Source organism: Streptomyces sp. NPDC059787, from assembly GCF_042732315.1.
GTDB classification, from domain to species: Bacteria; Actinomycetota; Actinomycetes; order Streptomycetales; family Streptomycetaceae; genus Streptomyces; species Streptomyces atrovirens.
The window spans coordinates 46,065-72,535 of sequence record NZ_JBHWHX010000029.1; the positions used below are offsets into that span (position 1 = coordinate 46,065).

Below are 26,471 nucleotides of genomic sequence, written 5' to 3' on the forward strand. Positions count from 1 at the left end.
ACGATGATCGCACGACACCTGCGGGCCCGCCTGAAGGGCTGGGGCGGAGTGGGTGCGATGGCGACCGCCTGCGCCCTGGCCCTGGTCTTCGCGCTGGTACTGGCCTGCACCGGCCCCCCGGTCGGCGGCCCCTCGAGGACCACCGGCCAGACCGTGTCCCACACCGCACAGACCCGGGCGGACGAGGACTGCACGGCCCCGGAGAAGCAGACCCTCTCCCCCTCCGACGCCGACGGCCCCACCATCGAGGCGATCAAGAACCGTCAGGGCGAGAAGCGCAAACTGGTCGTGGGGGTCGACCAGAACAGCTACCGCTGGGGCTACCGCGACCCCAACAGCGGCGAGGGCGGCACCCTGGAGGGCTTCGACATCGACCTGGTGCACCGCATCGCCGAGGACATACTCGGCGACCGGGACGCGGTCCAGTTCAAGGCGATCCCGACCGACCAGCGCATCCCGGCGATCCAGGCCGGCCGCGTCGACATGGTCGTCCGTACGATGACGATCAACTGCGCCCGCATCAAGGACGTGGCGTTCTCCGCGCCGTACTTCAGGACGGGCCAGCAGGTCCTGGCCCCGAAGTCCTCACCGATCAAGGGGTACGACGAGACGCTCGCGGACCAGGAGATCTGCACGGCGACGGGCTCGACCGCGTACACCAAGCTGGAGACGGACAAGGAGGCGGGCGTCCTTCCGGCGTCCACCGACATCCGCACCACCGTCCCCAACCAGCTCGACTGCCTGGTGCGGCTGCAGCTCGGCGAGGTCGACGCGGTGGTCACCGACGGCGCGCTCGCGGCCAGCCAGGCCGCGCAGGATCCGACGGTCCAGCTCAAGGGCGAGGCCTTCACGACCGAGTACTACGGCGTGGCGATGAAGAAGGACGCGGACGACCTGGTGCGCCGGGTCAACCGGATCCTGGTGGACTTCCGCGGGGACACCACGGACGGCTGGCAGGACGCGTACACCGAGTGGCTGTCGGCCACGCTGGGCGACGACTCCTCCGGGTCTAGGCCCCCGGCCCCGGAGTACCTGCGCGAGAACTGACCTCGAACCGGCCTCGGACCGACCCGAGGCGACGACCCCAGCCGGACACACCCCCAACCGTCAACGACCCCCCAGCGAGAGGTGACCGATGGCCGACACGGATCCCACCGGGCCGGTGATGGACCGGGACGAGGTGGACCGTGCGCTGGCGCGGCTCGGCGCGGAGCACGAGGCGATCGAGACCTCGCTCCTCGCCCTGCAGGACCACGCGGGCCGAAGACTCCTGGAGGGCGCGCGGCTCACCGGCGTCACCGAGGAGCGCTGGACGGTCACGGAGGCGTCGATCACGCTGCTGTGGACGTACTTCGACGCGTACACGGACGCGCTGCGCACGGCCCGGGACATCCGGTCCCGCCGCCGCTGGTCCAGCCGTGAGGACCTGGTGGAGCTGACGGAGCTGCTGCGCGGCGACGCGGTGACCGTGGCGGGCGGTGCGGCGGCGACCGCCAACGCGCCGACGCCGCACGCCGCCCCCGGGAAGCTCAGCGAGCGGTACTCGCTCACCACCCTCGTCGACCGCATGAACGAGCTGTACGCGACCTCGCTGGACATGGTCGTCGCCGCCGACGCGGTGTGGTCGGCGCTGCCCGCCCGGATCGATCTGCTCGCCGCCGAGTTGCAGCGCACGAGCAGGCTCGCGCACTCGGTCGGGGTGCGTCCGGGCGAGCATCCGGCGGGCGACGACCTGGAGCGGATCACCCGCACGCTGACGAAGCTGCGCGAGCAGGTGGTGTCGGACCCGCTGGCGTACTGGAAGCGGACGGAGGGCAGTTCGGCGCCCGGCGGCGGACGCCCCGACACCACGGTCTACGACCGTGAGGCGCGCGCCCTGGAGGACGTGCGCCGGGAGATCGACGCGGTGCTGACGGTCCGCCAGGACGCCGAGAAGCGGATCGTCAGGCTGCGGGACGTGCTGTCCCGTGCCGACCGCACCCTCGCCGAGGCCCGCACCGCGCGCGGCGAGGTGCTGGCGAAGATCGCCGCGACGGAGGTGCCGGTGGTCAGCGGGCCGCCGACCGTGCTGCAGGAGCAGCTGTCGACGGCGGCCGAGTACCGCAGGCACGCCCAGTGGCACCGCCTGTCCCCGCTCCTGGAGTCCCTCGAGCAGAAGGCGGAGGACGAACTGCTGCGCGCCCGCGAGTCGTTGACCGCGGTGACGGCACCGCTGGCGGTCCGTGCCGAGCTGCGCGGCCGGCTGGACGCGTACAAGGCGAAGGTGGCCCGGCACGGTCTGGCGGAGGATCCCGTCCTGGTGGAGCGGTACGAGAAGGCACGCCGCATGCTGTGGAGCGCACCCTGTGACCTGCGCGCCGCCGACCGGGCGGTGCTGCGCTACCAGCAGGCCGCGGCGGAGGTCCTCGGCACGGCGCCCCGGGTACCGGGCCAGGGCGTGCCCGACGACCGGAGGGGGCCCGGCACATGAGCGACGAGGGGGAGGCCGCGTCATGAGCGGACCGGAGAACCGGGCATCCGGGACCGGGTGCCAGCGCCCCGAGTGCGGCGGCGCGTACGAGGACGTCGGCGGCGGCGAGCTGTACTGCGACACCTGTGGTCTCGCCCCGGTGGTGTCGCCGACCGGTCTGGTCGGCTCGGCCCCGACCGGCATCACGGCGGGCGGCCGCGGTTCGGCGGGCAGCGGGCGTTCCAGCGGCCGTAGCGGCCGCAGTTCCCGGACGTCGTCCCAGTCGTCGAAGTCCCGCCGTTCGGTCTCCGGGCGGCTCTCCCGCTCGCTGTCGGGCCGGGCCACGGGCCGCTCGGTGTCGGTGCGCAGTTCCGGCGCGGGCGCCGGCTCCTCCGGCCGGGGCCGTCTCGGTGCCGGTCTGGTCGAGGTGCCGCCGATCCCTCGCCCCGATCCGCGCGCGATGGTGCTGGACCATCCCGAGGTGCCCGAGCGGAAGCGGTTCTGCTCGCGCTCGGACTGCGGGGCGCAGGTGGGCCGGGCCCGCGGCGGCCGGCCGGGGCGCACGGAGGGCTTCTGCACCAAGTGCGGCCACCCGTACTCGTTCGTCCCGAAGCTGCGGGGCGGGGACGTCGTGCACGGCCAGTACGAGGTGGTCGGCTGTCTGGCGCACGGCGGTCTGGGCTGGATCTACCTCGCCGTGGACCGGGCGGTCTCGGACCGCTGGGTGGTGCTGAAGGGCCTGCTGGACACGGGTGACCAGGACGCGATGGCGGCGGCGATCTCCGAGCGGCGCTTCCTCGCGGAGATCGAGCACGCCAACATCGTGCGGATCTACAACTTCGTGGAACACCTCGACCAGCGCACCGGCTCCCTCGACGGCTACATCGTCATGGAGTACCTGGGCGGCAAGTCGCTGAAGGAGATCGCCAACGGCCGCCGCACCCCGGAGGGCAGACGCGATCCGCTGCCGGTGGAGCAGGCGTGCGCGTACGGCATCGAGGCCCTGGAGGCGCTCGGCCATCTGCACAGCCGGAACCTGCTGTACTGCGACTTCAAGGTCGACAACGCGATCCAGACCGAGGACCAGCTGAAGCTGATCGACATGGGCGCGGTGCGCCGGACGGACGACGAGGAGTCGGCCATCTACGGCACGGTCGGCTACCAGGCGCCCGAGGTCGCCGACGTCGGTCCTTCGGTGGCGTCGGACCTGTACACGGTGGCCCGTACGCTCGCCGTCCTCACGTTCGACTTCCAGGGCTACACGAACGTCTACGTGGACTCGCTGCCCGACCCGGACAACATCGAGGTCTTCCGGCAGTACGAGTCGTTCTACCGCTTCCTGGTCCGCGCCACCGACCCGGACCCGGCCCGCCGGTTCTCCTCCGCGCAGGAGATGGCCGAGCAGCTGACGGGCGTGCTGCGCGAGGTGGTCTCCCTGCAGTCGGGCCGGGCGCGTCCGGCGCTGTCCACGCTCTTCGGCCCGGAACCGCGGGTGACGGACACGGAGTTGTTCCCCACGCCGGCCGGGGACGTCTCCCGCCTGGGCGCCCGCCCGGACCGTTCCCGCAAGTCCCGCGAGGGCACACCTCACACGCTCCCGCCCGCCGCCCTCGTCAAGCCCGTCGACTGCGCCGCCGCCGCGCTCGCCCTGCCCGTGCCGCACGTCCACCCGTCCGACCCCAACGCCGGTTTCCTCGCGGGTCTGCTGGCGTCCGCGCCCGGTGAGCTGATCAACGCGCTCGCCGCCGCGCCCGCCCCGTCGGCGGAGACCCGGCTGCGCGAGATCCGCGCCCGGCTGGAGACCGGCGAGTGGCCCACCGCGCTGGCGGCGCTGGGCGCACTGGAGGAGCAGGACCCGGACGACTGGCGGGTGGTCTGGTACCGGGGGGTGGCCTCGCTCGTCACCGGTGACCACGAGGGTGCCGCGCTCGCCTTCGACGCGGTCTACGACGCGTTCCCCGGCGAGATCGCGCCGAAGCTGGCGCTCGGCGTGTGCGCGGAGGTGCTGGGCCAGCTGGACAACGCCGCCGAGTACTACCGCCTGGTGTGGTCGACCGACCCGAGCCATGTGAGCGCCGCGTTCGGGCTGGCCCGGGTGCAGTTGGCGGCCGGGGACCGCAGGAGTGCCGTGCGGACGCTGGTGTCGGTGCCGGAGTCCTCCATCCACTACACGGCCGCGCGGGTGGCGTCCGTCCGGGCGCGGTTGCGCGGGCGTACGGCCGCCGCCGGTGACGTACCGTTCCTGGACGACCTGAGCGCCGCCGCCGGGCAGGTCGAGGCCTTGGAGGCGTACGGTCTGGATCCGGCGCGGCGCGAGCTGTTGTCGGCCGAAGTCCTCGGTTGCGGGCTGGACTGGGTACTCTCCGGGGGCCAGGGTTCCGCTCCTTCCGCCGCCGGGGGGCGGACGCTGCTCGGCAGCGGCCTGGACGAGCGGGGCCTCCGTTTCGGCCTGGAGCGTTCGTACCGCACGCTGGCCCGGCTGGCGCGCAGCGGCGAGGAGAGGATCGACCTGGTGGAACGTGCCAATCGTTACCGCCCCCGGACGTGGGTGTAGTTGATGTCGCAGATGCCTCAGCAGGCCGCTCTGACGAAGTGCCCGAGCTGCGAGGAACCCCTCGAGTCGGGTGATCGTTTCTGCGGTGCGTGCGGATACGACCTGTCCGTGGTCCCCGCACGGCCGCGGGACGAGCCGACGATCGCCATGAACGGCTCGGTGCCGCCGCAGGCTGCGGCGGACCGTGACCGGCCCCGGCCGCCGTCGGCCCCGCCCGCCGCACCGTCCTGGCCCGCCCCGGACGGCCCCACCGCCCCACCGGCCCATCTCCCCGACACGCCGGCCGGCCATGGAACACCGGTCCAGGGCGCCCCCGTACCACCGCCCCCGCCTCCCGGCGTCCCTCTGCCCGACACCTCGGCCGACCATGGGACACCGGTCCAGGGCACCCCCGTACCACCGCCCCCGCCTCCCGGCGTCCCCCTGCCCGACACCTCGGCCGACCATGGGACACCGGTCCAGGGCGCCCCCGTACCACCGCCCCCGCCTCCCGGCGTCCCCCTGCCCGACACCTCGGCCGGCCATGGGACACCGGTCCGGGGCACCCCCGTACCGGCGCCCGGCGCCCAAGTGCCGCCGCCGCCCGCCCCGGACGCTCCCGTACCACCGCCGGCCCAGGGTGCCCCCGTACCCCCGTCCCGGGCCGAAGGCACCCACGCGTCGACGGGTGCCGTGCCGCCGTCCCCGGCGGCGGAGCCCTCCGCGCCGTCGTCCGGAGTGCGGTTCGACCGGCGTGCGCAGCCGGAGGAGCGGGCCGCGCAGCCCGACGAGTATCCGCTCCAGGCGCCGGACCCGCGGGTGGCGGCCGAGCAGGGGACGGCCGGCGGTGGTGCCGCGGTGTGCGTGGCCTGCCGTGCGGGACGGGTCGACGACGACGGCTACTGCGAGAACTGCGGCCACGCCCAGCCGCGCGAACGGGACCACATGGAACAGGAACGCGGCCCCGTGGCCGCGGTCAGCGACCGCGGCCTGCGCCACCACCGCAACGAGGACGCCTTCGCCGTGAGCACCACGGCGCTGCCCGACGGCTCCCCCGCCTCCGTGGCGATCGTCTGCGACGGCGTCTCCTCCGCGACCCGCCCCGACGAGGCGTCACTCGCCGCCTCCCGAGCGGCGAACGAGTCCCTGCTCGCGGCCCTGCCGCGCGGCACGCATCCGCAGCAGGCGATGCACGACGCGATCGTCGCCGCCTCCGAAGCGGTCAACGCGCTGGCCGACGAGCCCGCGGCGGCCCGTGAGCACGCCCCGCACCAGAACGCCCCGGCGTGCACCATCGTCGGCGCCGTGGTGACGGCCGGTCTGCTGGTGGTCGGCTGGGTCGGCGACAGCCGCGTCTACTGGATCCCGGTCGACCGCTCCACCCCGGCGGCCCGGCTCACCGAGGACGACTCGTGGGCCGCGCAGATGGTCGCCGCGGGTCTGATGGGCGAGGCCGAGGCGTACGCCGACCAGCGCGCGCACGCGATCACCGGCTGGCTCGGCGCCGACGCGTACGAACTGGAGCCGCACACCGCGTCGTTCAAGCCGGACCGGCCCGGTGTGGTCGTGGTCTGCACGGACGGCCTGTGGAACTACGCGGAGTCGGCCGACGAGATGGCCGAGGCCGTGCCCGCGGACGCGGCCGTACGACCGCTGCACGCCGCCCGGGTGCTGGTCGGTCACGCCCTCGACGGCGGGGGCCACGACAACGTAACAGTGGCCCTCGTGCCGTTCCCCGCCGTCCCGCAGGGGGCAGGATCGGCCTGAGGCCGCTTACGGGACGCCTCGCACGGGGAAGCATCGACGGACCGGAGGGGACCGGTCCGTCATCCGTCGTCGCCCCGCGCCGCCGGGGCATCCAAGGGGGATCGAACAGGCATGGCCAATCTCTCGAAATCGAACGTGCCGCAGTTCTCGGTGGACGTGTACCAGAACGCGTACCTGCCGGAGGGCGGCCGCGAGGTCAACGCCATCGTCACGGTGACCGCGACCGGCGGCGGCACCATCGGCAGCGCGGTGGCGGCACCCCACCTCTACTCGCCCGGCCAGGGCCCGTCGGCGGCCGTGGTCCTCATGGTCGACTGCTCGGGTTCGATGGACTACCCGCCGACCAAGATGCGCAACGCCCGCGACGCGACGGCCGCCGCGATCGACGCCCTGCGCGACGGCGTGCACTTCGCGGTGGTCGGCGGCACGCACGTGGCCAAGGAGGTGTATCCGGGCGGCGGCGGCCTCGCGGTCACCGACGCCTCCACCCGTGAGCAGGCCAAGCAGGCGCTGCGGAAGCTGAGCGCGGGCGGCGGCACGGCGATCGGCACCTGGCTGCGGCTGGCCGACCGGCTGCTGGCGCCGGCGGACGTGGCGATCCGGCACGGCATCCTGCTCACCGACGGCCGCAACGAGCACGAGTCGCCGCAGGACCTGAAGGCGGCCCTGGACGCCTGCGCCGGACGGTTCACCTGTGACGCCCGCGGGGTGGGCACCGACTGGGAAGTGAAAGAAGTCACAGCCGTCGCCTCCGCCCTCCTCGGCACCGCCGACATCGTCGCCGATCCGGCAGGTCTCGCCGCCGACTTCACGCGGATGATGGAGACGGCGATGGGCAAGGAGGTCGCGGACGTCTCACTGCGGCTGTGGACCCCGGTCGGTACGACGGTGAGGTTCGTCAAGCAGGTCGCGCCGACGGTCGAGGAGCTGACCGGCCGTCGTACGGAGGCGGGTCCGCGCGCGGGCGACTACCCGCTGGGTTCCTGGGGTGACGAGTCCCGCGACTACCACGTCTGTGTAGAGGTGCCGCCCGCGAACATCGGGCAGGAGATGCTGGCGGCCCGGCTGTCGCTGGTGATCCCGCAGTCGTCCGACGGCAGCGTGCGCAACCTCGGGGCGCAGGGTCTGGTCCGGGCCGTGTGGACGGACGACATGGCCGCCTCGACGTCGATCAACCCCCAGGTCGCCCACTACACCGGGCAGGCGGAACTGGCGGAAGTCATCCAACAGGGTCTCGATCTGCGCAAAGAGGGGGATATGGACGGAGCGACGGCCAAACTGGGCAGGGCCGTGCAGCTCGCGAGCGCGTCCGGCAACGCGGATACTGCGAAACTGCTTTCGAAGGTGGTGGACGTGGTCGATGCCGCGACGGGTACTGTGCGACTGAAGGCGAAGGTCGAGGAGGCCGACGAGATGACGCTCGAGACTCGGTCGACAAAGACTGTTCGTGTAAAGAAGTGATCCGTAAGTAGTCGAGCCCGACCCCTCGGGGTGGGAGAAACCGGCCGGAACCGGCCGGACAGGGAGAGGGGGAAGCGCCGACATGCCGACCTGCCCGAACGGACACCAGTCGGGTTCCGACGACTGGTGCGAGGTGTGCGGTCACCGCATGGCGGGTGCCGTGCCCCCACCTCCTCCCCCGCCGCCCGCACCCGGCGGCGGCTACGGCTTCCCGCCGCCCGGCGGCCCCTCCGGCGGTCCTGGCGGTCCCGGTGGTTTCGGCGGTGGCCCCGGTGGCGGCCGGACGGAGCTGTGCCCGCAGTGCCGTACGCCGCGTGAGGGCGCGGCGCCGTTCTGCGAGGAGTGCCGGTGGAACTTCCTGACGAACACGGCGACCTCGTACACCCCGGCCGCCCCGCGTCCGCCGGCCCCAGGCCCGGGTCCGGGTCCGGGTCCGGGCGGTCCCTTCCGGCAGCCGCCCGGCGGACCGTCGTACGGCGGCGGTGACTCGTACGACTATCAGGGCTCACGCCCCTCACAGATGAACCGCCCCGCCGAACCGATCCCCCCGGGCCCGCCCGGCTTCGGCGGCGACCCCTCACGGCCTGTACCGCCGCCTCCGGGTCCGCCCGGACCCGGAGGACCTGGCGGGCCGGGTGGGTCCGGTGGCTTCGGCGGTCCCGGCGGACCGAACCGCCCGGGCGGGCCCGGTGGCTTCGGCGGTCCTGACGGGCCTGGCGGCCCGAACGGGCCCGGTGGACCCGGCGGCCCGAACGGTCCCGGCGGCTTCGGCGGTCCTGACGGGCCTGGCGGCCCGAACGGGCCCGGTGGACCCGGCGGCCCGAACGGTCCCGGCGGCTTCGGCGGTCCTGGTGGGCCCAACGGTCCCGGCGGGTCTGGCGGTCCTGGCGGCTTCGGCGGGCCCGGCGGACCTGGTGGGCCCAACGGTCCTGGCGGCTTCGGTGGTCCCGGCGGGCCTGGTGGCCCTGGTGGCTTCGGCGGTCCCGGTGGACCGAACGGTCCGGGCGGACCCGGTGGTCCCGGTGGACCCGGCGGCCCGAACGGTCCCGGCGGTTTCAGTGGTCCCGGCGGCCCTGGAGGCCCCGGCGGGCCGAACGGCCCCGGTGCTCCGCAGGCGTTCCAGCCCGGGGCGTCGGCCCCGCCCGGGTTCCCGCAGGAGACCGGCCGCCCCCAGCCGGGCGGGCCGCCCTTCGGCGGCGGTGACGACGACTGGGTGATCTCCCCGCCGACCGGCGGACCCGGCGGCCCCGGTCCCGGTCCTGGTCCCGGCGGCCCGAACGGCCCCGGTCAGCGCGGCGGTTACGGCTACCCGCAGCCCGGTGCGACCCATGCTCCGCCCGGACCCGGCGGCTTCCCGCAGCAGCCCCGTCCGCCGCAGGGCCCGGCGACCTGGACCGCGACCATCGGTCCGGACCGCGAGTACTTCATGGCGATGATGCAGCGCTCCGGCCCCGAGGCCGCGGGCCTGAACCTGCCCGCGTACTCGCCCGAGCAGCAGCGCACGCTCACCGGCAACCAGATCACCATCGGGCGCCGTCGCCATTCCACCGGCGACACCCCCGACATCGATCTGTCGACCCCGCCGGAGGACCCGGGCGTCTCCCACCAGCACGCGGTGCTGGTGCAGCAGCCGGACGGCACGTGGGCGGTCGTCGACCAGAACTCGACGAACGGCACGACGGTCAACGGCTCGGACGAGCCGATCCAGCCGTTCGTCCCGGTCCCGCTCCAGGACGGCGACCAGGTCCACGTGGGCGCCTGGACGACGATCACCATCCGCCGGGGCTGAGCGACACCCCTAGGCCGCGGGCACCGGCCAGGCGTGCGGCCCTCCGGGGTCGTCCAGCCAGGCCCGGTCGCCCTCGGCGTCGACGGTGAGGCCGTAGCGTTCGCGCTGCGGCCTGCCCTCGCGCTCCCAGAGGTCGTACGCCTCCCGTGGGGCGAGGGCGCCGGCGGTCAGTGCCAGCAGGAACCGGAACAGATCGCTTCCCCTGGCCGTGGCCGGCAGCCCTTCCAGATCGGGCTGCTCCTGCCACGACCGGCTCGCGCCGCGCAGCGGGACGAAGTAGGCGGGCGTGTGCAGGAAGCGCCCCTCGGCGTGGCCCGTGTCGCGCACGGTGAGCACGACCAGGCCGGTGGCGAACGGGGCGAGGATCCGGCCGCCCGGACGGCACTGGGCGAGCCAGGCGCGTGGGACGGACGGCAGGGCGCAGGTCGCGATGATCCGGTCGAAGGGGGCGCGTGCGGGCACCCCGCGCGCGCCGTCGCCGGTGACGACGGCCGGGCGGTGTCCGGCGGCGGCCAGGTGCCGGGTGGCCGACTCGGTGATGTCCGGGTCGAGGTCGACGGTGGTGACCAGGTCGTCGTCGCCGAGCCGGTGGGCGAGCAGGGCGGCGTTGTACCCGCTGCCGGTGCCGATCTCCAGGACGCTCTGCCCCTCCCCGACCTCCAGGCCGGCCAGCATCAGCGCCATGAGGGAGGGCTGGCTGCTGGAGGAGAGCAGCTCGCCGTCGCGCAGCCGGATCGCCAGCGGGGTGTCCTCGTACGCGCCGCGCAGCCACCGCTCGCGCGCCTCGGGGTCGGGGTTCTCGCCCCACCGGCGTTCGTAGCCGCCGACGACGCCCACGTAGTAGTACGGCACGAACAGGTGGCGCGGTACGGCGGCGAACGCCTCCCGCCACACCGGGTCGGCGTCGAAGGCCCCGCTCGCACCGATCTCCCGCACGAGCGCGGCCCGCAGCTCACGGTCCTGTCCACTCACGTCTCCACAGTAGGGCGGTCCTAGGCCTCAAGTCCTATGCCGGCACGTCTGAGACCATGGACGGCGTGACAGAGATTCGGCGCGGCACGCTTCAGGAGCAGACCTTCTACGAGCAGGTCGGCGGGGAGGAGACCTTCCGCCGGCTCGTCCACCGTTTCTACGTGGGGGTGGCCGACGATCCACTGCTGAAGCCCATGTACCCCGAGGAGGACCTGGGCCCGGCCGAGGAACGGCTGACACTGTTCCTCATGCAGTACTGGGGCGGTCCGACCACCTACAGCGAGAACCGCGGCCACCCGCGACTGCGGATGCGTCACGTCCCGTTCAAGGTCGACCGGGCGGCACACGACGCATGGCTGAAGCACATGCGCGACGCCGTCGACGAACTGGACCTGCCCGAGGAACACGAACAGACGCTGTGGAAGTACATGACGCACGCGGCGGCGTCGATGATCAACTCCCCGGACTGACGAGCAGCCTCTCCGCAATCAGCCCCTCCGGCGTTTGAGGAGCGGGGTCCGGGGCGGAGCCCCGGGACGGGACGGGAAGGGGCGGCGGGGGCGAAGAAAACCCTCCCTTCCCGATCGCATTCCGGTCCCCCGACCCCGATTTCCGATCACGATCCGATCAAACCCACCCCCCGAACGGTTACCCCCACCCCACCCCCTCTGACAACATCACCCGAAGGTCCGGACAACCACGGGGGGTTGCGGTGCCATCCGCAGGGGACTCGGCGAAATTCATACTCGCCCGCGCACGCGCGCACAGACCCCTCCTCGCGGCCGCCCTCCTCACCGTCCTCCTCACCACAGCCGTCCTCGCCACCCTCACCGCCTACTCCACCACCATCGGCGACGCCTCCCTGCGCCACGCCCTGGCGGCCCCCCGCGACGCCGCCGACACCACACTCACCGTCAAGGCCGAGACCGTCCCTGCGTCCGGCCGCACCGCCGCCGACGCCGCCGTACGCGAAGGCACCCGCGAAGCCTTCGACGGACTGCCGGTGACGCTGCGCACCCTCACCCGCTCCGGCCCGTACGCCCTCCCCGGCTCCCTCCGCCCCCCGGACGAACGCGCGAGGACGGACGAACCCGACCTCACACACTTCGCCGCACTGGACCGCACCCAGGTGCGGATCACCGAGGGCCGGATGCCCGCGAAGGTCACCGGTACGGAGATCGAGGCCGCCCTCCCGGAGACCGCCGCCCGCGTCCTCGCCCTGGAGCCGGGCGCCCGCCTCACCCTGGACAACCGGCTCGACGGACCACCGGCGACGGTCCGGATCACCGGCCTGTACCGGCCCGTGGACACCGCCGCGCCCTACTGGCGACTGGACGACCTGAACGGCCGCGGAATCGTCAAGGGACACTTCACGACGTACGGTCCCCTGCTCGCCGACCCCACCCTGTTCACCGGGCACCCGGTCAGCACGGGCCCCTCGGGATGGCTGGCGTCGGCCGACTTCTCGACGATGACGACCGAACGGATCGACGCGCTGCGCGAGGCGGTGCGCGAGGGCGTCGCCCGCCTGCCCGAGGCCGAGGCGCTGGACGGCACGGCGACCGCCACGAGCGAGCTGCCCGCCGCGCTGGACCGCATCGAACGCTCCCTGCTCGTCTCCCGCTCCACACTGCTGGTCATCGCGCTCCAGCTCGCCCTCCTCGCCGCGTGCGCCCTGCTGCTGGTGGCCCGGCTGCTGAGCGCCGAACGCGCGGGCGAGACCCTGCTGCTGCGGGCCCGCGGCGCCTCCCGCGCCCAGCTGGCCCGGCTCGCCGCCCTGGAGGCGCTGCTGCTGGCCGTGCCCGCGGCGGCCTGCGCCCCGCTGCTCGCGGGACCGCTCGTCCGGCTGCTCGCCGGGCAGGGCGCGCTGGCCCGGATCGGGCTGCGCCTGGACGCCTCCGTCGGCGCGGTCGCCGGACGCGGCACAGTGTGGCTGGTGGCGGCGGGCGTGGCGCTGGGCTGCGCGCTGGCCGTCACGGTCCCGGCGCTCGGCTCCTCCTTCACGGCCGGCCGTGCCAGGCCGCTGCCGGGCATGGTGCGCGCGGGCGCGGACATGGGTCTGCTGGTGGTGGCCGGTGTGGCGTACTGGCGGCTGAGCCGCCGGCCCTCCGGTGCCGTGGGCGAGGACCTCGGCGTCGATCCGCTGCTCGTGGTCACCCCGGCGCTGGCGCTGCTCGCCGGTACGGTGCTGACGCTGCGGCTGCTGCCGCCGGTGGCGCGGCTGGCCGAGCGGTGGGCGGCCCGCGGCCGGGGGCTGCCGGGGGCGCTGGCGGGCTGGCAGTTCAGCCGCCGCCCGATGCGCGGGGCCGGGCCGGTGCTGCTGCTGGTGCTCGCCGTGGCGCTGGGCACGCTGGCGATCGGCCAGGGCTCCTCGTGGGAGCGCTCGCAGGACGAGCAGGCGGACTTCCGGGCCGGTGCGCCGGTGCGGGTCCTGGCCACCGGGGAGGACGTGTTCGGCCGCGGTCAGGCGTACGCGGCCGTGTCCGGCGTACGCGCGGCCGCTCCCGCCTTCCGTACGACCGTGCCGCTGTCCGGCGGACGGACGGCGACCGTGCTGGCACTGGACACCGCGCACGCGGCGGACACGGTGCTGATGCGCTCCGACCTGGCGCCGGTGCCGGTGCGCGCGATGATGTCCGAGCTGCCGCCGAAGGGCGCCTCGGCGGGCGTCCGCGTGCCGGCGGGCACCGCGCGGCTGGCGCTGACGGCGGCGCTGCGGGGCGCGGACGCGGGGGCCTCGGTCGACGTCACCGCCACCGTGGAGGACTCCTACGGCACCCCGTACGCGCTCGGCCTCGGCGGACTGCGCGCCGACGGACGCCCCCACGGCCTCGCCTTCGACCTCGCGGCGGTCACCGAGGCGCCGATGGGCGCGCTGACGCTGACCGGGCTCCGGCTGGAGCTGGTCCAGCCGGTCGGGAAGGCCGAGCGGCACCGCCTCACCTTGGCGGCGCTGACCGCCACGGACACCGGCGGCCGGGAACGGGAGCTGTCGCTGCCGGCCGAGTGGAAGCTGTCCGTCCGTGCCGGTGACGCGGTGTCCTCCCCCGGCGGGAACACCGGCCCGGACCAGCCCCGTATCGTCTCCGACGACCCGACGACCGTCGTCTACGGCACCGGCTACATCCCGGCGGACCTGGCCTGGCGGCCCTCTCCGCTCACCATCGGCCTCCAGGTGCCGCAGCCGTCGTCGTCCGAGGTCACCGCCGTGGCGACGGACCGCTACCTCGCTTCCACGGGCGCGCGGGCGGGGCAGCGGGTGGACGTGCGGATCGGCGGGGTCACCGTGCCGCTGCGGCTCGTGCGGGCGGTGCGGGAGCTGCCGTCCACGCCGACCGGCGGGAAGGACGACGGCGGGGCCCTGCTCGTCGACCTGCGGTCCGTCAACCGGATGACGCAGGCGCGCCAGGGGGAGAGCGCGCTGCCGAACGAGTGGTGGCTGGCGACCGCGCCGGGCGCGTCGGCGCGGGTGGCGGAGGCGCTGCGCGGCCGGCCCGACATCGATCCGTCCCGGGTGGTGGTGCGGGACGAGATCGCCGAGGAGCTGCGCGACGACCCGTTCGGCGCCGGGCCGGGCACCGCGTTCGGGGCGGCGGCCCTCGCGGCGGCGGCGCTGACGGCGGTCGGGTTCGCGGTGAGCGCGGCGGGGTCGCTGCGGGAACGGTCCGCCGAGTTCGCGGTGCTGCGCGCGCTCGGCGCCTCCCGGCGGCGGCTGGCCCGGGTGGTGCTCGTCGAGCAGGGGGTGCTGGTCGGTCTGGCGCTGGCGGTGGGCGTCCTGCTCGGCGCGGTGCTGGCCCGGGCGGTGATCCCCCTGATCATGCTGACCACGGAGGCCACCCGCCCGGTCCCCGGGGTCCTGGTGGAGCTGCCCCCCGCCCGAGTGGCCACCCTGCTGGCCGCCGTGGTCGCGGCCCCTCTGCTGATCACGACCGTACTGGCCCTGCGCAGGGCGGACCCGGTGACGTCACTGCGGGAACGGGGAGGCGACTGAGAGTGGACGCCCCGACCCCGCGCACCCGACGCCGCGACAACCCGGCACTCCCCGCCACCACCGCCCATCACGGCCGTACCCCTGCGGAAACGGAGAGGCGATCGAGAATGGGCGCCCCGACCCCGCGCACCCGACGCCGCGACAACCCGGCACTCCCCGCCACCACCGCCCATCACGGCCGTACCCCTGCCGGAACGGGAGGCGAGTGACGTGAGCGAGCGGACTTCGGGGCGGGTGCGGGTGGCCGTGCCCTGGGTGCGTACCCGGCTGCGGTCGGCGCCCGGGGCGGCTGCGGCGCTCGCGGTGCTGGTCACGGTGACCGCGTTCCTGGCCGCCGCGCTGCCGCTCGCGGTCGACCGGTACGGCGACGCGGGGCTGCGCCGGTCGATGGAGACGGCCGGGCCCGACCGCACCACCGTCCAGCTGTACGCCTCCCGGCCCGACGGCGTCATACCCCTCGAAACGTGGGAGGAGCAGCTGCGCGGGGACGCCGTGCGCGGCCCCTACGCCGAGCTCTTCGCGCTGCCCGGCCGTTCCCTCCCGCTCGACCCGGACCAGTCGTCCTACGGTGTGCGCACCACCCGGCGGCTGGCGGCCCCGGACCCGTATCTGTCCCGGCCGGACGGGCTCGCCCCGCAGTTCCACCTCGTCGCCCCGGGCGGGCTCGCCGGCCACTCCCGGCTGCGGGAGGGCCGGCTGCCGAAGGCCCCGGACGGCGTCACCGCGTCGACGACGACGGTCGAGGCCGCCGTGACCGCCGAGACGGCCCGGAAACTGAACATCGAGGTGGGCTCGGTCGTCCACGTGCCCGGTGTGGAGCGCGCCCCGCTCGCGGTGCGGATCACCGGCGTCGTCGAACCGCGCGCGCCGCGTCAGGCGTACTGGTCGACGACCCCCGTGCTGCGCGGCCCGAGCCTGGTGACCGTCCCCGGCGATCCGTCGCGCAGCGTGTTCTGGGTCGGCGCGCTGCTGCTGCCCCCGGACGCGGCCCCGGCGCTGCTGGGCACGGGCGGGATCCCGGAGCGGTACTGGATGCTGGCCCCCGAGGTGTCCGCCCTGCACGGCTACGACCTGCCGCGGCTGACGTCGGCCGTCGCCTCCCTGGAGGCGGGCCCGCTGCTCCAGCGGGCCCGTGCGGTCGCCGCGCCGACCGCGGAAGCGGAGACCTCGCTCGACGAGGTGTTCGCCGAGTACACCGGGCTGCGTTCCGTCATCGGCCCCCTGGTGGCCGTCGCCGCCTTCGGCACCGGCACGGTCGCGGCCGTCGTCCTGCTGATGGCGGGCGGTCTCGCCGCCGACCGGCGCCGCGCCGAGCTGACCCTGCTGCGTGCCCGCGGCGCCTCCCTGCGCGGTCTCACCGGGCGGCTGCTGGCGGAGACGGCGGTGGTCGCCGTGCCGGCGGCCGCCCTGGGTCTGGCCGCCGCCCGGCTCACGGTCGACGGGGGCCGGCTGTCGTACGCCGTGGCCGCCGCCGGGGCCGTCGCCCTGCTCGCCTCCGTGGCGCTGCCGCTGCGGGCCGTCGCCGCGCACCGCGCGGTACGGGTGCACGCCGCCCGTGACGACCTCGCCTCGGCCCGCCCGTCACGGCGTCGCACGGTCGCCGAGCTCACGCTGCTCACGCTGGCGGCGGGCGCGGTCGTGGCGCTGCGCACGCGCGGTACGCCGGACGGCGAGGGGACGTCCGGGGACGAGCTGGTGTCGTCGGCACCGGTGCTGGTGGGGATGATCGCCGCGCTGGTGCTGGCGCGGCTGTACCCGCTGCCGCTGCGCGGGCTGGCCCGTCCGGCCGGGCGGCTGCGGGGTGTGGTGGGCCCGCTGTCGCTGGCCCGCGCGGGCCGTACGTCCGGGTCCGCGGTGCTGCCGCTGCTCGCCCTGCTGACGGCGCTGACCACGGCCGCGTTCGGCGGTTCCGTCCTCACCGGTGTGGCCGACGCCCGGGACCGCGCGGCCGTCCTCGGTGTCGGCGCCGACGCCCGTGTCGAGGGGATGCAGCCGTTGCCGTCGGGGCTCGCCGAGCGGGTCCGGAGCGCACCCGGCGTCCGGGACGTCACCGCCGTAAGCGTCTCCTACGACGGCATGCCCCCGGGCGGGCGGCTGACCGTGCCGGTGGCCGGGGTCGACCCGGCCGGTTACGCGGCCCTCAGCCGGCACACGGACGTCGGCGCCTTCGATCCGGACGTGCTGAAGGCGTCCGGTGCCGGGGCCCTGCCCGCCCTGGCCTCCCCCGAGGTCGCCGACCGCTACGGCACCCGGCCGTTCCGGGTGCGCCTGGACGACGGCAGTGACATCACCGTACGGATCGTGGAGGTGCGTGAGCGGACCCCGGTGCTGGCCGGGCTGGACTTCCTGGTCGTGGACCGCTCCGGGCTGCCCGACGGCCCCGACCGTCCGACCACGCTGCTGGTGACCGGGGACCGGCCGGACGCGGGCGCGCTGCGCGAGGCGGCGGGCGGTGCCGCGCAGGTCCGGCTCCGGGCGGAACAGTTCGCGCGGTACGTCGACTCGCCCCTGCAGTCCGGCGCCGAGCGCGTCTACACGGCGGCGGTGGCGGCGGGCGCCGGGTACGCGGTGCTCGCCCTGTTGCTGACCCTGCTGCGCGCCGCTCCCGAACGCGCCGCGCTGCTGGCCCGGCTACGCACCATGGGCCTCACCCGGGCCCAGGGCCGCCGCCTGCTCGTCCTGGAGTCCCTGCCGCAGGCGCTGCTCGCGGCGGCCGGCGGCACCGTCACGGCGTGGGCCGCCATCCGGCTGCTGTCGCCCGGCATCGACCTGACGGCCGTCGCCGTCTCCTCGTCCGCGTCCCCGGCGGGGCGGGCGGCGCTGCGCACCGACCCGGTGTCCCTGCTGGTACCGGCGCTGACCGTGGTGGCCATCACCGTCGGAATCGCGGCGGCGCAGGCCTGGTGGACGGGGCGCAGGGGATCGGTGCGGGAGCTGAGGGCGGGTGACGCCCGATGACCCGCCCGGCGCCCTCCCCGGCGGCGCATCCCCCCGATGCCCCGCCCTTCGCCCACGACGTTCCGCTCCTCGCCCGCGCCCTCGCCCACCTCGCCCCGGCCGCTACGACCGTGGCACGGACGCCCCTGTTCCGGGCCCGGGGCCCGGGTGGCCGCACGGCGTCCGGGCCCGCGGCGCTTCCCCCGATGCCCCGCTCTTCGCCCACGACGTTCCGCTCCTCGTCCGCGCCCTCTCCCGCCTCGCCCCGGCCGCTACGGCCACTCCGGCCGTGGCACGACCGCCCCCGTTCCGGGCCCGGGACCCGGGTGGCCGCACGGCCGTCCGGCGGCCGGGCCCGCCCGTGCGGTGCCGCAGCGACCGACTCCCGCCCAGGAGGCCCCCGATGACCTCGGATCCCACGCTCGCCGAGCTGGCCGACCGCGTCGCCGCCGACCGTGACCGCCCGGCCTACGGCCATGACGCGCTCATCACCTGCGACCGCCTGGTCCGTGTCTTCACCGCGGACGGGGTGGAGGTGCAGGCGCTCCAGGGGCTCGATCTCCTGGTGCGGGAGGGCGAGTTGATGGCGCTCGTGGGCGCGTCCGGCAGCGGCAAGTCGACCCTGATGAACATCCTGGCCGGCCTGGACACCCCCACGGCCGGCGCGGCGCGCGTGGCCGGCCGTGATCTGCTCACGATGACCGCCGGGGACTGCCTCGCCTACCGCCGTGAGGTCGTCGGCTTCGTCTGGCAGCAGACGTCCCGCAATCTGCTGCCCTATCTGACCTCGGCGCAGAACGTCGACCTGCCGATGCGGCTCGCCGGCCGCCGCGGCAGCCGGTCCCGGTCCGGACGCCGGGCCCGCGCCGAACGCGCCCTGGAACTGCTGGAGCTGCTGGAGGTGGCGGACTGCCGCGACCGCCGCCCGCACGAGATGTCCGGCGGTCAGCAGCAGCGCGTCGCCATCGCCGTGGCCCTCGCCGGCGATCCTTCCGTACTCCTCGCCGACGAACCCACCGGCGAACTGGACTCCCACACCGCGGAGCAGATCTTCGCCGCGTTCCGCACCGCGAACGAACGGCTCGGCACGACCATCGTGATCGTCACCCACGACCAGGCGGTGGCGGGCGAGGTCCGCCGTACGGTCGCCATCCGTGACGGCCGTACCTCCACCGAGGTGCTGCGCCGCAGCGAGGTCGACGCGGCCACCGGCCACGAGACCGTCGTCGCCCGCGAGTACGCCATGCTCGACCGCGCCGGACGCCTCCAGCTGCCCGCCGAGTACACGAAGGCGCTGGACATGCGTGACCGCGTCGCGCTGGAACTGGAACCCGACCACATCGCCGTCCGCCCGGACGACAGCGAGGGACGGTGAGCGGGTGCGCGGACCGCTCTCAGCGCACGCTGAGGCCCAGCGCCCCGAGGCCCGCCCGGCGCACGGCGACCGACCCGTAGGGCGTACGCAGCCGGAGCCACGCCCCCGAGGAGAACAGCTCCTGTTCGCCGCCCCGCAGGAACCCCAGCGACTGGGCGGCGTGCACCGCCCGCACCGGAAGCCCGGTCTCCGCGACCGTGCGGGACCAGATCTCCCGCCCGATCCGGTCGAGCTCGGCCCTGGTACGCAGCTCGGGCGCCAGCCCCTCCGTACGGGACCGGAACTCCGCGACCGACGCGGCGACGAGCCCGCTCAGCTCCCGCGGCGCCGGCAGCCCGGGCTCGGCCCGCCAGCCGCCGCGCGGCGGCAGCACCCCGGCCCACGGCGGCCCGGTCACCGCACCCGGCACAGCGGCCGTGGCGGCGGACTCGTCCACCGACTCCAGCAGCTCACCGGCGGACACGGTCACGTCCAGCGTGACGTCGATCCCGTTCTCGTACGGCTTCGCCAGCCGTACGGCGCGGACGGCGAGCACCTCGAAGGAGGGGGGCCTGCCGAAGACGGCGAGCGCCGTGCCGGCCGCCTGCAGCCGCACCGCGGCGGAACGGTCGTAGTGCAGCAGCCGGGAGAGGAAGGCCGCGAGATCCGCGGCCTCCCTCTCGTCGGCGAGGTGGAGCACCGTCATGCGGCGACGGCCTCCTCCTCTTCCTCGGCGGGGTCGTCCGTGTACTCCCGGAGGAACTCGCGCTCCTCCGCGGTGAGCCGGCGCGGACGCTGCGCCTCGAAGTCGAACGGCACTATCACCGTCGACGCGCGGACGTAGACGAGGTCGTCGTCCTTCACCTCGTAGGTGAGGGTGAAGGACGCCGCCCTGATCTCCGTGACCCACAGCTCGATGTCGACCGGGTGGTGCCGGTGGACGAGCTGCCGCTTGTAGTCGATCTCGTGGCGCGCCACCACGGACCCCTGCTTGAAGTCCTTCTCCGGGCGGAACAGGAAGTCGATACGGGCTTCCTCCAGGTAGCGGAGGAACACCACGTTGTTGACGTGGCCGTACGCGTCCATGTCCGCCCAGCGCAGCGGGCAGCGGTAGATGTGCCGCAAGAGATCAGCCCCGGGTCAGCTTCTTGTAGGTGGCGCGGTGCGGACGCGCGGCGTCCGGCCCGAGCCGCTCGACCTTGTTCTTCTCGTACGACTCGAAGTTGCCCTCGAACCAGAACCACTTGGACTCGCCCTCGTAGGCGAGGATGTGCGTGGCGACCCGGTCGAGGAACCACCGGTCGTGGGAGACGACCACGGCGCACCCGGGGAACTCCAGCAGGGCGTTCTCCAGGCTGGAGAGCGTCTCGACGTCGAGGTCGTTGGTCGGCTCGTCGAGGAGCAGCAGGTTGCCGCCCTGCTTGAGGGTGAGCGCGAGGTTCAGCCGGTTGCGCTCACCGCCGGAGAGCACCCCGGCCGGCTTCTGCTGGTCCGGGCCCTTGAACCCGAACGCGGAGACGTACGCCCGCGAAGGCATCTCGACCTGGCCGACGTTGATGTAGTCGAGCTCGTCGGAGACGACCGCCCACAGGGTCTTCTTCGGGTCGATGTTCTCGCGGCTCTGGTCGACGTAGGAGATCTTGACGGTGTCGCCGACCTTGATGGATCCGGAGTCGGGCTCCTCGATCCCCTGGATCATCTTGAACAGCGTGGTCTTGCCCGCACCGTTCGGTCCGATGATGCCGACGATGCCGTTGCGCGGCAGCGTGAACGACAGGTCGTCGATGAGGAGCTTCTCGCCGAAGCCCTTGGTGAGGTTGTTGACCTCGACGACCACACTGCCCAGACGCGGGCCCGGCGGGATCTGGATCTCCTCGAAGTCCAGCTTCCGCATCTTGTCGGCCTCGGCGGCCATCTCCTCGTACCGGGCCAGACGCGCCTTGGACTTGGCCTGCCGCCCCTTGGCGTTGGACCGCACCCACTCGAGCTCTTCCTTGAGCCGCTTCTGCCGCTTGGCGTCCTTCTGGCCCTCGACCTTGAGGCGGGTGGCCTTGGTCTCCAGGTACTTGGAGTAGTTGCCCTCGTAGCCGTGCAGCCGGCCGCGGTCGACCTCGCAGATCCACCCGGCGACGTTGTCCAGGAAGTACCGGTCGTGGGTGACGGCCACGACGGTGCCCTCGTACTTGGCGAGGTGCTGCTCCAGCCAGTTCACCGACTCGGCGTCGAGGTGGTTGGTGGGCTCGTCGAGGAGCAGCAGGTCGGGCGCCTCGAGGAGCAGCTTGCACAGCGCCACGCGGCGCTTCTCGCCACCGGAGAGGTTGGCGACGGGCCAGTCGCCGGGCGGGCAGCCCAGGGCGTCCATGGCCTGCTCCAGCTGGGCGTCGAGGTCCCAGGCGTTGGCGTGGTCGAGCTGCTCCTGCAGCTTGCCCATCTCGTCCATGAGCTCGTCGGTGTACTCGGTCGCCATCTGCTCGGCGATCTCGTTGAACCGGTCGAGCTTGCCCTTGACCTCGGCGACACCCTCCTGGACGTTCTCCAGGACGGTCTTGTCCTCGTTCAGCGGGGGCTCCTGGAGCAGGATGCCCACGGTGTAACCGGGAGTGAGGAAGGCGTCACCGTTCGACGGCTGTTCCAGCCCCGCCATGATCTTCAGAACGGTTGACTTACCAGCGCCGTTCGGACCGACGACACCGATCTTCGCCCCCGGCAGGAAGCTCAGGGTGACGTCGTCGAGGATCACCTTGTCGCCGTGCGCTTTGCGCGCCTTGCGCATGGTGTAGATGTACTCAGCCAAGAGAAACCGTCCGGCAGCTTGAAATCTGGCAGTGGGCAGATACACCCCATCTTGCCCGACCGCCACCCCTGGGGGGAAACCCGTCCGGTCGGAGGGCTCTGACCTGGTGCTTCGCTGCCGGTCGATGCCGGGTGTCTTCGGACACCCCGGTCGGCGGCGCCGCCTCTCCTCTCACGCCGCCGGACGTCGGCACACCGGGCAGGAGGAGTGCCTCAGTCTTCGGAGGGGGTGTTCCCGCGGCGGGTGATGACCAGGCCCGCTCCGCCGAGGACGACCAGGGCGATGGCGGTGCCGGCGATCCACGGGGTGGCGCCGGAGGAGCCGGTCTCGGCGAGGTTGGTGCCGGTGGGGGTGTCGGTCAGGGGGGTGGGGTCCGGACCCGTGAGGGTGTGGGTGGTGGTGCCGATCTCGGCGGCTCTGGTGAGGCAGTCGAGCATGCCGGTGAAGCGCTGCTCGAAGCCGTTCGGTCCCGTGACCGTGAAGTCGTAGGGCCGGTCCTCGCTCAGCGGGACCGTCACCGTGCGGGACTCGCCGCCCGCGACGGTGTACTCCGCGCCGGCCACCTCGAAGGTGAACGGCTCGTCGTCCTGGTTGGCGACGGTGACGTCCACCCCGCCCTCGGCGCAGTTCTCGCGGGCGGACAGCGCGGGTATCGCGCCCTTGAGCGCCCAGGTGGCGCTCGCCGTCGCCGAGACGGTCGACTCGCTGGACCCGGCCAGGATCTGCGTCTGGCTCCGGCTCTCGGAGACGAAGGCGCGGCCGACCGGCACCGTCGTCGAGGCCTGCGCGGTCAGTTCGACGGTGTCGGCCGCCGCGTCCTCGGGCACCTCGAAGAAGACCTGGCTGCCGTCGGTGGCGGTGGTGACGGGCTCGCCGTCCTTGTCCACGATCCGTGCCCCGGTCGTGGTGGCGTCCGCCGGCGGGGAGACGGTCACGCTGCGTGCGTCGGTGCGCACCGTGACCGGGCCGAGCCGCTCACCCGGGCGGCCGGAGACCGCCGGCGGGTCCAGGGCCAGCGACGCCTTCGGCTCCGCCTGGTCGCGGGCGTTCTTCTGCAGGTAGTCGGCGAGCTGTTCGGCCTGGGGGTCGACGGCGTCCACGGAGACGTCGTCGGAGTACCGCCAGATGGCCACCTGTGTGCCGGCCGCCGCGTCCTGCTCGGTGAGCCCGCCGCGTACGCCGGCCTTCTTCGCGAGTGCCGCGAGGTCGTTGACCTGCGGGTAGGAGTTCCGCAGGATCCAGCGGATCCGGCCGGCGTCCTTGTTGGTGCCCAGTGAGGTCCCGCTCCAGGCGGTCTCGTGGTACTTGGCGTCCTTCTGCGTGGGCGTCCGGATGTCGACGCAGTACGTCTGCAGCATGCCGCCGCCCTCGACGGACATCTCGAACAGCCCCGCCGACACCTGCTGGTCCCCGGCGGCATCGTGTATCACGGCCGCGCCGTAGGTCTTGAGTCCGCCTATGGTCGCGGCCGCCCCGCTGTGATCCGGCGCCGTCTCCTCGTCGGCGGCGGCTGCCGTCCCGGCACCGGCCAGTACGGCTGTGGCGACGAGTCCGGACACCAGCGCCCCTGCGGCGAGGCGGGCCGGCCCGCGTCCGCGCGCGGGCCCCGCGGAGAACGAAGCAAACACCGAAATCCTTCCCGGGCGGGACCCGTTGGCGTGGGGGGCTGACGGTCCCACCAGCAGAATCACCGGCCCCGGGGGTGCCGGGAGCCATGCCCGGCATCCTAAGGAGGCGGCGATGCGCGCTCGCCGATGATCGCGTCGGAGGAGTGATCCGACTCGGAATCGTTATCGCGGAAGCCTTCGCGAGCAGGGCTTATCGACAAATCCATCCAGGATGTTCCGGTACGCATCTGCCGATAAGCCTCGGTTCGGTCAGCGTCGGTGCCGAGACCGGATCGCTGACCTCATGTCACCGTCGCCGGTTCCGGCTGCCGTTGGGGCGCGGTTCCGTCCGTGGTCGCCGAATTCTCCTTTCCGTTCTCCCAGTCGGGTTCGGGGCGCTCCGGCACGGAGACCTGTTCCGGTCGCTGCGCGCGCCGGAAGGCGGCCGTGCCCCGGGCGAGGTCGTGGCCGATCGACACCGCGTCGATGTCCGCCGACATCCACCCCTGCTGTCCCTCGCGCGTCTCCGTACGCACCTTCAGCCTGCCCTGCACGAGCACTGGTTCGCCCACCGACAGCGACGCCGCCGCGTTGGTGGCGAGCTGCCGGTTCGCCCACACCGTGAAGAAGTTGGTGTGTCCGTCCGCCCAGGCGCTCTTCTCCCGGTCCCAGTACCGGGACGTGACCGCGATCCGGAACCTGGCCGCGGGGCCGGAGGCCGTCTCCCGGTACACCGGCCGCGTCGCCACGTTGCCCACCACGCACACCATCGTCTCGTTCATCGTGTTTCCCTCCCTCGCCCGGACCCGCCGGCCGCGCGCGGCGACACCGGCGCCGGGCTGATACGCGTACGGGCCCGTCCCGTACGGCTGCCGTCCGGCAGGGCGACCGCGAACCGTCCCGCGATCGCCGCGAAGCCAGACTGCCTCCGTCGGGCCGGGCCCGCTGAGCGCTGTGGACCACCGCCGGCCTGTGGACATCCCCGCCACCCGAAGGAGGCGCTCCGCCTCAGCCCCGGCCGGCTCCCGTCCCCGTCCCCGCTCCCGCTCCCGCTCCCACCACTCGCCCGTACTGCTCCCGTACCTCCTGGTACCGCAGCAGCTCGGCCGCCACCGGATCCAGGACCCTGGCCCGGCCGCACCCCGAGGCCGCCTCCCGCAGCCGTCTCTCCGCCTCCTGCCCGTACCGCCGGGCGGGCCCCCGGGCCGCCATGCGGCAGCTCCACTCGACGAGCGGGCCGCCGACGATGCCGATCGCCATCAGCAGCACCGGCACCCCCAGGTTCGGCGCCATGACCCCGATGATCTGCGCCAGCAGCCACAGCCCGCCGACGAACTGAAGGGCCGTCATCGACACCTGGACGAGTACGGCCAGGGGCCACCACCCGGGCCGCGGCGGTCTCCCCGGCGGCAGTCCCGCGCGTACGGCCAGCTCGTCCAGCGCCTCCGGCAGGCCCTGGGAGCCGCGTACGGCCGCCTCCCGCACAGCCAGTGCCCACGGCGCCGGCAGTCCGGCCGAGGCGCGGTCGGCCACCGTGCGCACCGCCTGTTCCACGCGCTGCCGGGCCGTCGCCTCCTCCTCGGGTTGACCGCGCAGGGCGACCCGGCCGGTGGACGGCTCGCCCCGCTCCTGGCACCAGCGCCACAGCCGCAGCCAGGGCGTGCCGCACGCGCGGTTCGCGTTGCGCAGCCACGCGCGTTCGGCCGCCTCGCCCGTGGCGGTGGCCCCCACGGCGTCCGCGAGCCGGTCGGCGAACTCCTCGCGCGCCTCCTCGCTCAGCCCGGTGCGCCGCCGGGTGGCGTACACGGGCCGCAGCCGGGCCGCCGCGATGTCCACGTCCGCGGAGATCCGCCGGGCCGGGGCCCCTCGTTCGGCCACGAACCGGGCGAGTGCTTCCCTCAGTTCGCCGACCCCGTCCCCGGTGAGCGCGGACAGCGCCTGCACGGTCGTGCCGGGTTCGCCGTACTCCCCCAGGACGATGCCGTCCTCGTCGAGCAGCCGCCGCAGATCGTCCAGGACCTGCTCGGCGGCCTCCCCGGGCAGCCGGTCGGTCTGGTTGAGGACGACGAACATGACCTCCGCGTGGGCCGCCATGGGCCGCAGATAGCGCTCGTGCAGCATGGCGTCGGCGTACTTCTCGGGGTCGACGACCCAGATGACCGCGTCGACCAGGCCCAGGACTCGGTCCACCTGCTCCCGGTGCTGGACGGCCGCCGAGTCGTGGTCGGGCAGGTCGACCAGGACCAGCCCGCGCAGCCGCTCGTCGGCGTCCGCGGTCGCCTGGAGGGGACGCCGCCTGAGCCTGGGCGGGATGCCGAGACGTTCGATGAGACTCGCCGCGCCGTCGCTCCAACTGCACGCGATGGGCGCGGCGGTGGTCGGCCGCCGTACGCCGGTCTCCGAGACGGGCACTCCGGCCAGCGCGTTGAACAGCTGCGACTTGCCGCTGCCGGTGGCGCCCGCGATGGCGACGACGGTGTGCTGTCCGGAGAGCCGGCGCCGCGCGGTGGACTCCTCGATGACCCGGCCCGCCTGTGCGAGGGTCCGGTTGTCGAGCCGGGTGCGGGAGAGCCCCACCAGCTCGCGCAGCGCGTCGAGCCGCGTCCGCAGCCACGGGTCGTACGCGAGCGGGGCCACGGCCTGCGGCACGGACGTGCGGGCCGCCGCCACCGCGCCCTGCTCCTCGTCGGCGCTCCCGTTCACCCGGCGCGCGATCAGCCCGTCGTCCCAGGGGCTCGTGACGTCCGTACGGGACGCTCCTTCGGCATCACGGTCAGGGTGCTCGGTGTGGTCCTGGTCAGTGACGGCGGTCACCGG

General features: G+C 74.2%; 17 protein-coding genes. 10 read left to right on the forward strand and 7 right to left on the reverse strand.

Annotated features, from left to right (window positions below; translation table 11 throughout):
* Nucleotides 1–3: 3 nt before the first annotated feature.
* From ACFV5H_RS25205 to ACFV5H_RS25230, 6 genes are all read left to right on the forward strand, one after another.
* A complete protein-coding gene (locus tag ACFV5H_RS25205; protein ID WP_385047991.1) occupies nucleotides 4–1,047 on the forward strand; it encodes a glutamate ABC transporter substrate-binding protein in 1,044 nt (347 codons plus the stop codon).
* Nucleotides 1,048–1,135: 88 nt separating this feature from the next.
* Nucleotides 1,136–2,470: a hypothetical protein gene (locus ACFV5H_RS25210; RefSeq protein ID WP_385047988.1), complete on the forward strand. Its 1,335-nt coding sequence runs from the start codon at nucleotides 1,136–1,138 to the stop codon at nucleotides 2,468–2,470.
* 22 nt (nucleotides 2,471–2,492) lie between these two features.
* Nucleotides 2,493–5,003 (forward strand): tetratricopeptide repeat protein, encoded by a 2,511-nt coding sequence (locus tag ACFV5H_RS25215; protein WP_385047985.1) that lies wholly within the window; start codon nucleotides 2,493–2,495, stop codon nucleotides 5,001–5,003.
* Between the two features lie 3 nt (nucleotides 5,004–5,006).
* Entirely contained in the window at nucleotides 5,007–6,749 is a 1,743-nt protein-coding gene (locus ACFV5H_RS25220) for a protein phosphatase 2C domain-containing protein (protein ID WP_385197380.1), read from the forward strand.
* A 111-nt stretch (nucleotides 6,750–6,860) separates the two neighbouring features.
* On the forward strand, nucleotides 6,861–8,210 hold the full coding sequence (locus tag ACFV5H_RS25225) for a VWA domain-containing protein (protein ID WP_385197381.1): 1,350 nt from the start codon (nucleotides 6,861–6,863) through the stop codon (nucleotides 8,208–8,210).
* 82 nt (nucleotides 8,211–8,292) lie between these two features.
* Nucleotides 8,293–9,999: an FHA domain-containing protein gene (locus tag ACFV5H_RS25230; protein ID WP_385197383.1), complete on the forward strand. Its 1,707-nt coding sequence runs from the start codon at nucleotides 8,293–8,295 to the stop codon at nucleotides 9,997–9,999.
* 9 nt (nucleotides 10,000–10,008) lie between these two features.
* On the opposite strand, the gene ACFV5H_RS25235 is transcribed toward ACFV5H_RS25230, so the two are convergent.
* On the reverse strand, nucleotides 10,009–10,971 hold the full coding sequence (locus ACFV5H_RS25235; RefSeq protein ID WP_385047974.1) for a methyltransferase domain-containing protein: 963 nt from the start codon (nucleotides 10,969–10,971) through the stop codon (nucleotides 10,009–10,011).
* Nucleotides 10,972–11,027: 56 nt separating this feature from the next.
* Between ACFV5H_RS25235 and ACFV5H_RS25240 the strand changes: the two genes are divergently transcribed.
* From ACFV5H_RS25240 to ACFV5H_RS25255, 4 genes are all read left to right on the forward strand, one after another.
* Nucleotides 11,028–11,441 carry a globin gene (locus ACFV5H_RS25240; RefSeq protein WP_385197385.1) on the forward strand — a complete coding sequence of 138 codons (414 nt, stop codon included), beginning with the start codon at nucleotides 11,028–11,030 and terminating at the stop codon, nucleotides 11,439–11,441.
* A gap of 242 nt (nucleotides 11,442–11,683) precedes the next feature.
* A complete protein-coding gene (locus tag ACFV5H_RS25245; RefSeq protein WP_385197386.1) occupies nucleotides 11,684–14,962 on the forward strand; it encodes an FtsX-like permease family protein in 3,279 nt (1,092 codons plus the stop codon).
* Nucleotides 14,963–15,172: 210 nt separating this feature from the next.
* Complete coding sequence (locus tag ACFV5H_RS25250; protein ID WP_385197388.1) at nucleotides 15,173–17,920, forward strand: FtsX-like permease family protein; 2,748 nt, start codon at nucleotides 15,173–15,175, stop codon at nucleotides 17,918–17,920.
* Between the two features lie 382 nt (nucleotides 17,921–18,302).
* Entirely contained in the window at nucleotides 18,303–19,274 is a 972-nt protein-coding gene (locus ACFV5H_RS25255; RefSeq protein WP_385197389.1) for an ABC transporter ATP-binding protein, read from the forward strand.
* Nucleotides 19,275–19,293: 19 nt separating this feature from the next.
* Here ACFV5H_RS25255 and ACFV5H_RS25260 read toward each other — a convergent pair whose 3' ends face one another.
* The 6 genes from ACFV5H_RS25260 to ACFV5H_RS25285 form a co-directional block, all read right to left on the reverse strand.
* Nucleotides 19,294–19,959 (reverse strand): hypothetical protein, encoded by a 666-nt coding sequence (locus ACFV5H_RS25260; protein ID WP_385047960.1) that lies wholly within the window; start codon nucleotides 19,957–19,959, stop codon nucleotides 19,294–19,296.
* Nucleotides 19,956–20,378 carry an acyl-CoA thioesterase gene (locus ACFV5H_RS25265; protein ID WP_385047957.1) on the reverse strand — a complete coding sequence of 141 codons (423 nt, stop codon included), beginning with the start codon at nucleotides 20,376–20,378 and terminating at the stop codon, nucleotides 19,956–19,958. The genes ACFV5H_RS25260 and ACFV5H_RS25265 overlap by 4 nt, the downstream gene beginning before the upstream one ends.
* 4 nt (nucleotides 20,379–20,382) lie before the next feature.
* Entirely contained in the window at nucleotides 20,383–22,047 is a 1,665-nt protein-coding gene (gene ettA / locus ACFV5H_RS25270; protein ID WP_385047954.1) for an energy-dependent translational throttle protein EttA, read from the reverse strand.
* Between the two features lie 212 nt (nucleotides 22,048–22,259).
* Complete coding sequence (locus tag ACFV5H_RS25275) at nucleotides 22,260–23,675, reverse strand: Cys-Gln thioester bond-forming surface protein (protein ID WP_385197390.1); 1,416 nt, start codon at nucleotides 23,673–23,675, stop codon at nucleotides 22,260–22,262.
* A 281-nt stretch (nucleotides 23,676–23,956) separates the two neighbouring features.
* Complete coding sequence (locus tag ACFV5H_RS25280; RefSeq protein WP_385047948.1) at nucleotides 23,957–24,436, reverse strand: single-stranded DNA-binding protein; 480 nt, start codon at nucleotides 24,434–24,436, stop codon at nucleotides 23,957–23,959.
* A 226-nt stretch (nucleotides 24,437–24,662) separates the two neighbouring features.
* Nucleotides 24,663–26,468: a GTPase gene (locus ACFV5H_RS25285; RefSeq protein ID WP_385197392.1), complete on the reverse strand. Its 1,806-nt coding sequence runs from the start codon at nucleotides 26,466–26,468 to the stop codon at nucleotides 24,663–24,665.
* Between the last annotated feature and the right edge of the window lie 3 nt (nucleotides 26,469–26,471).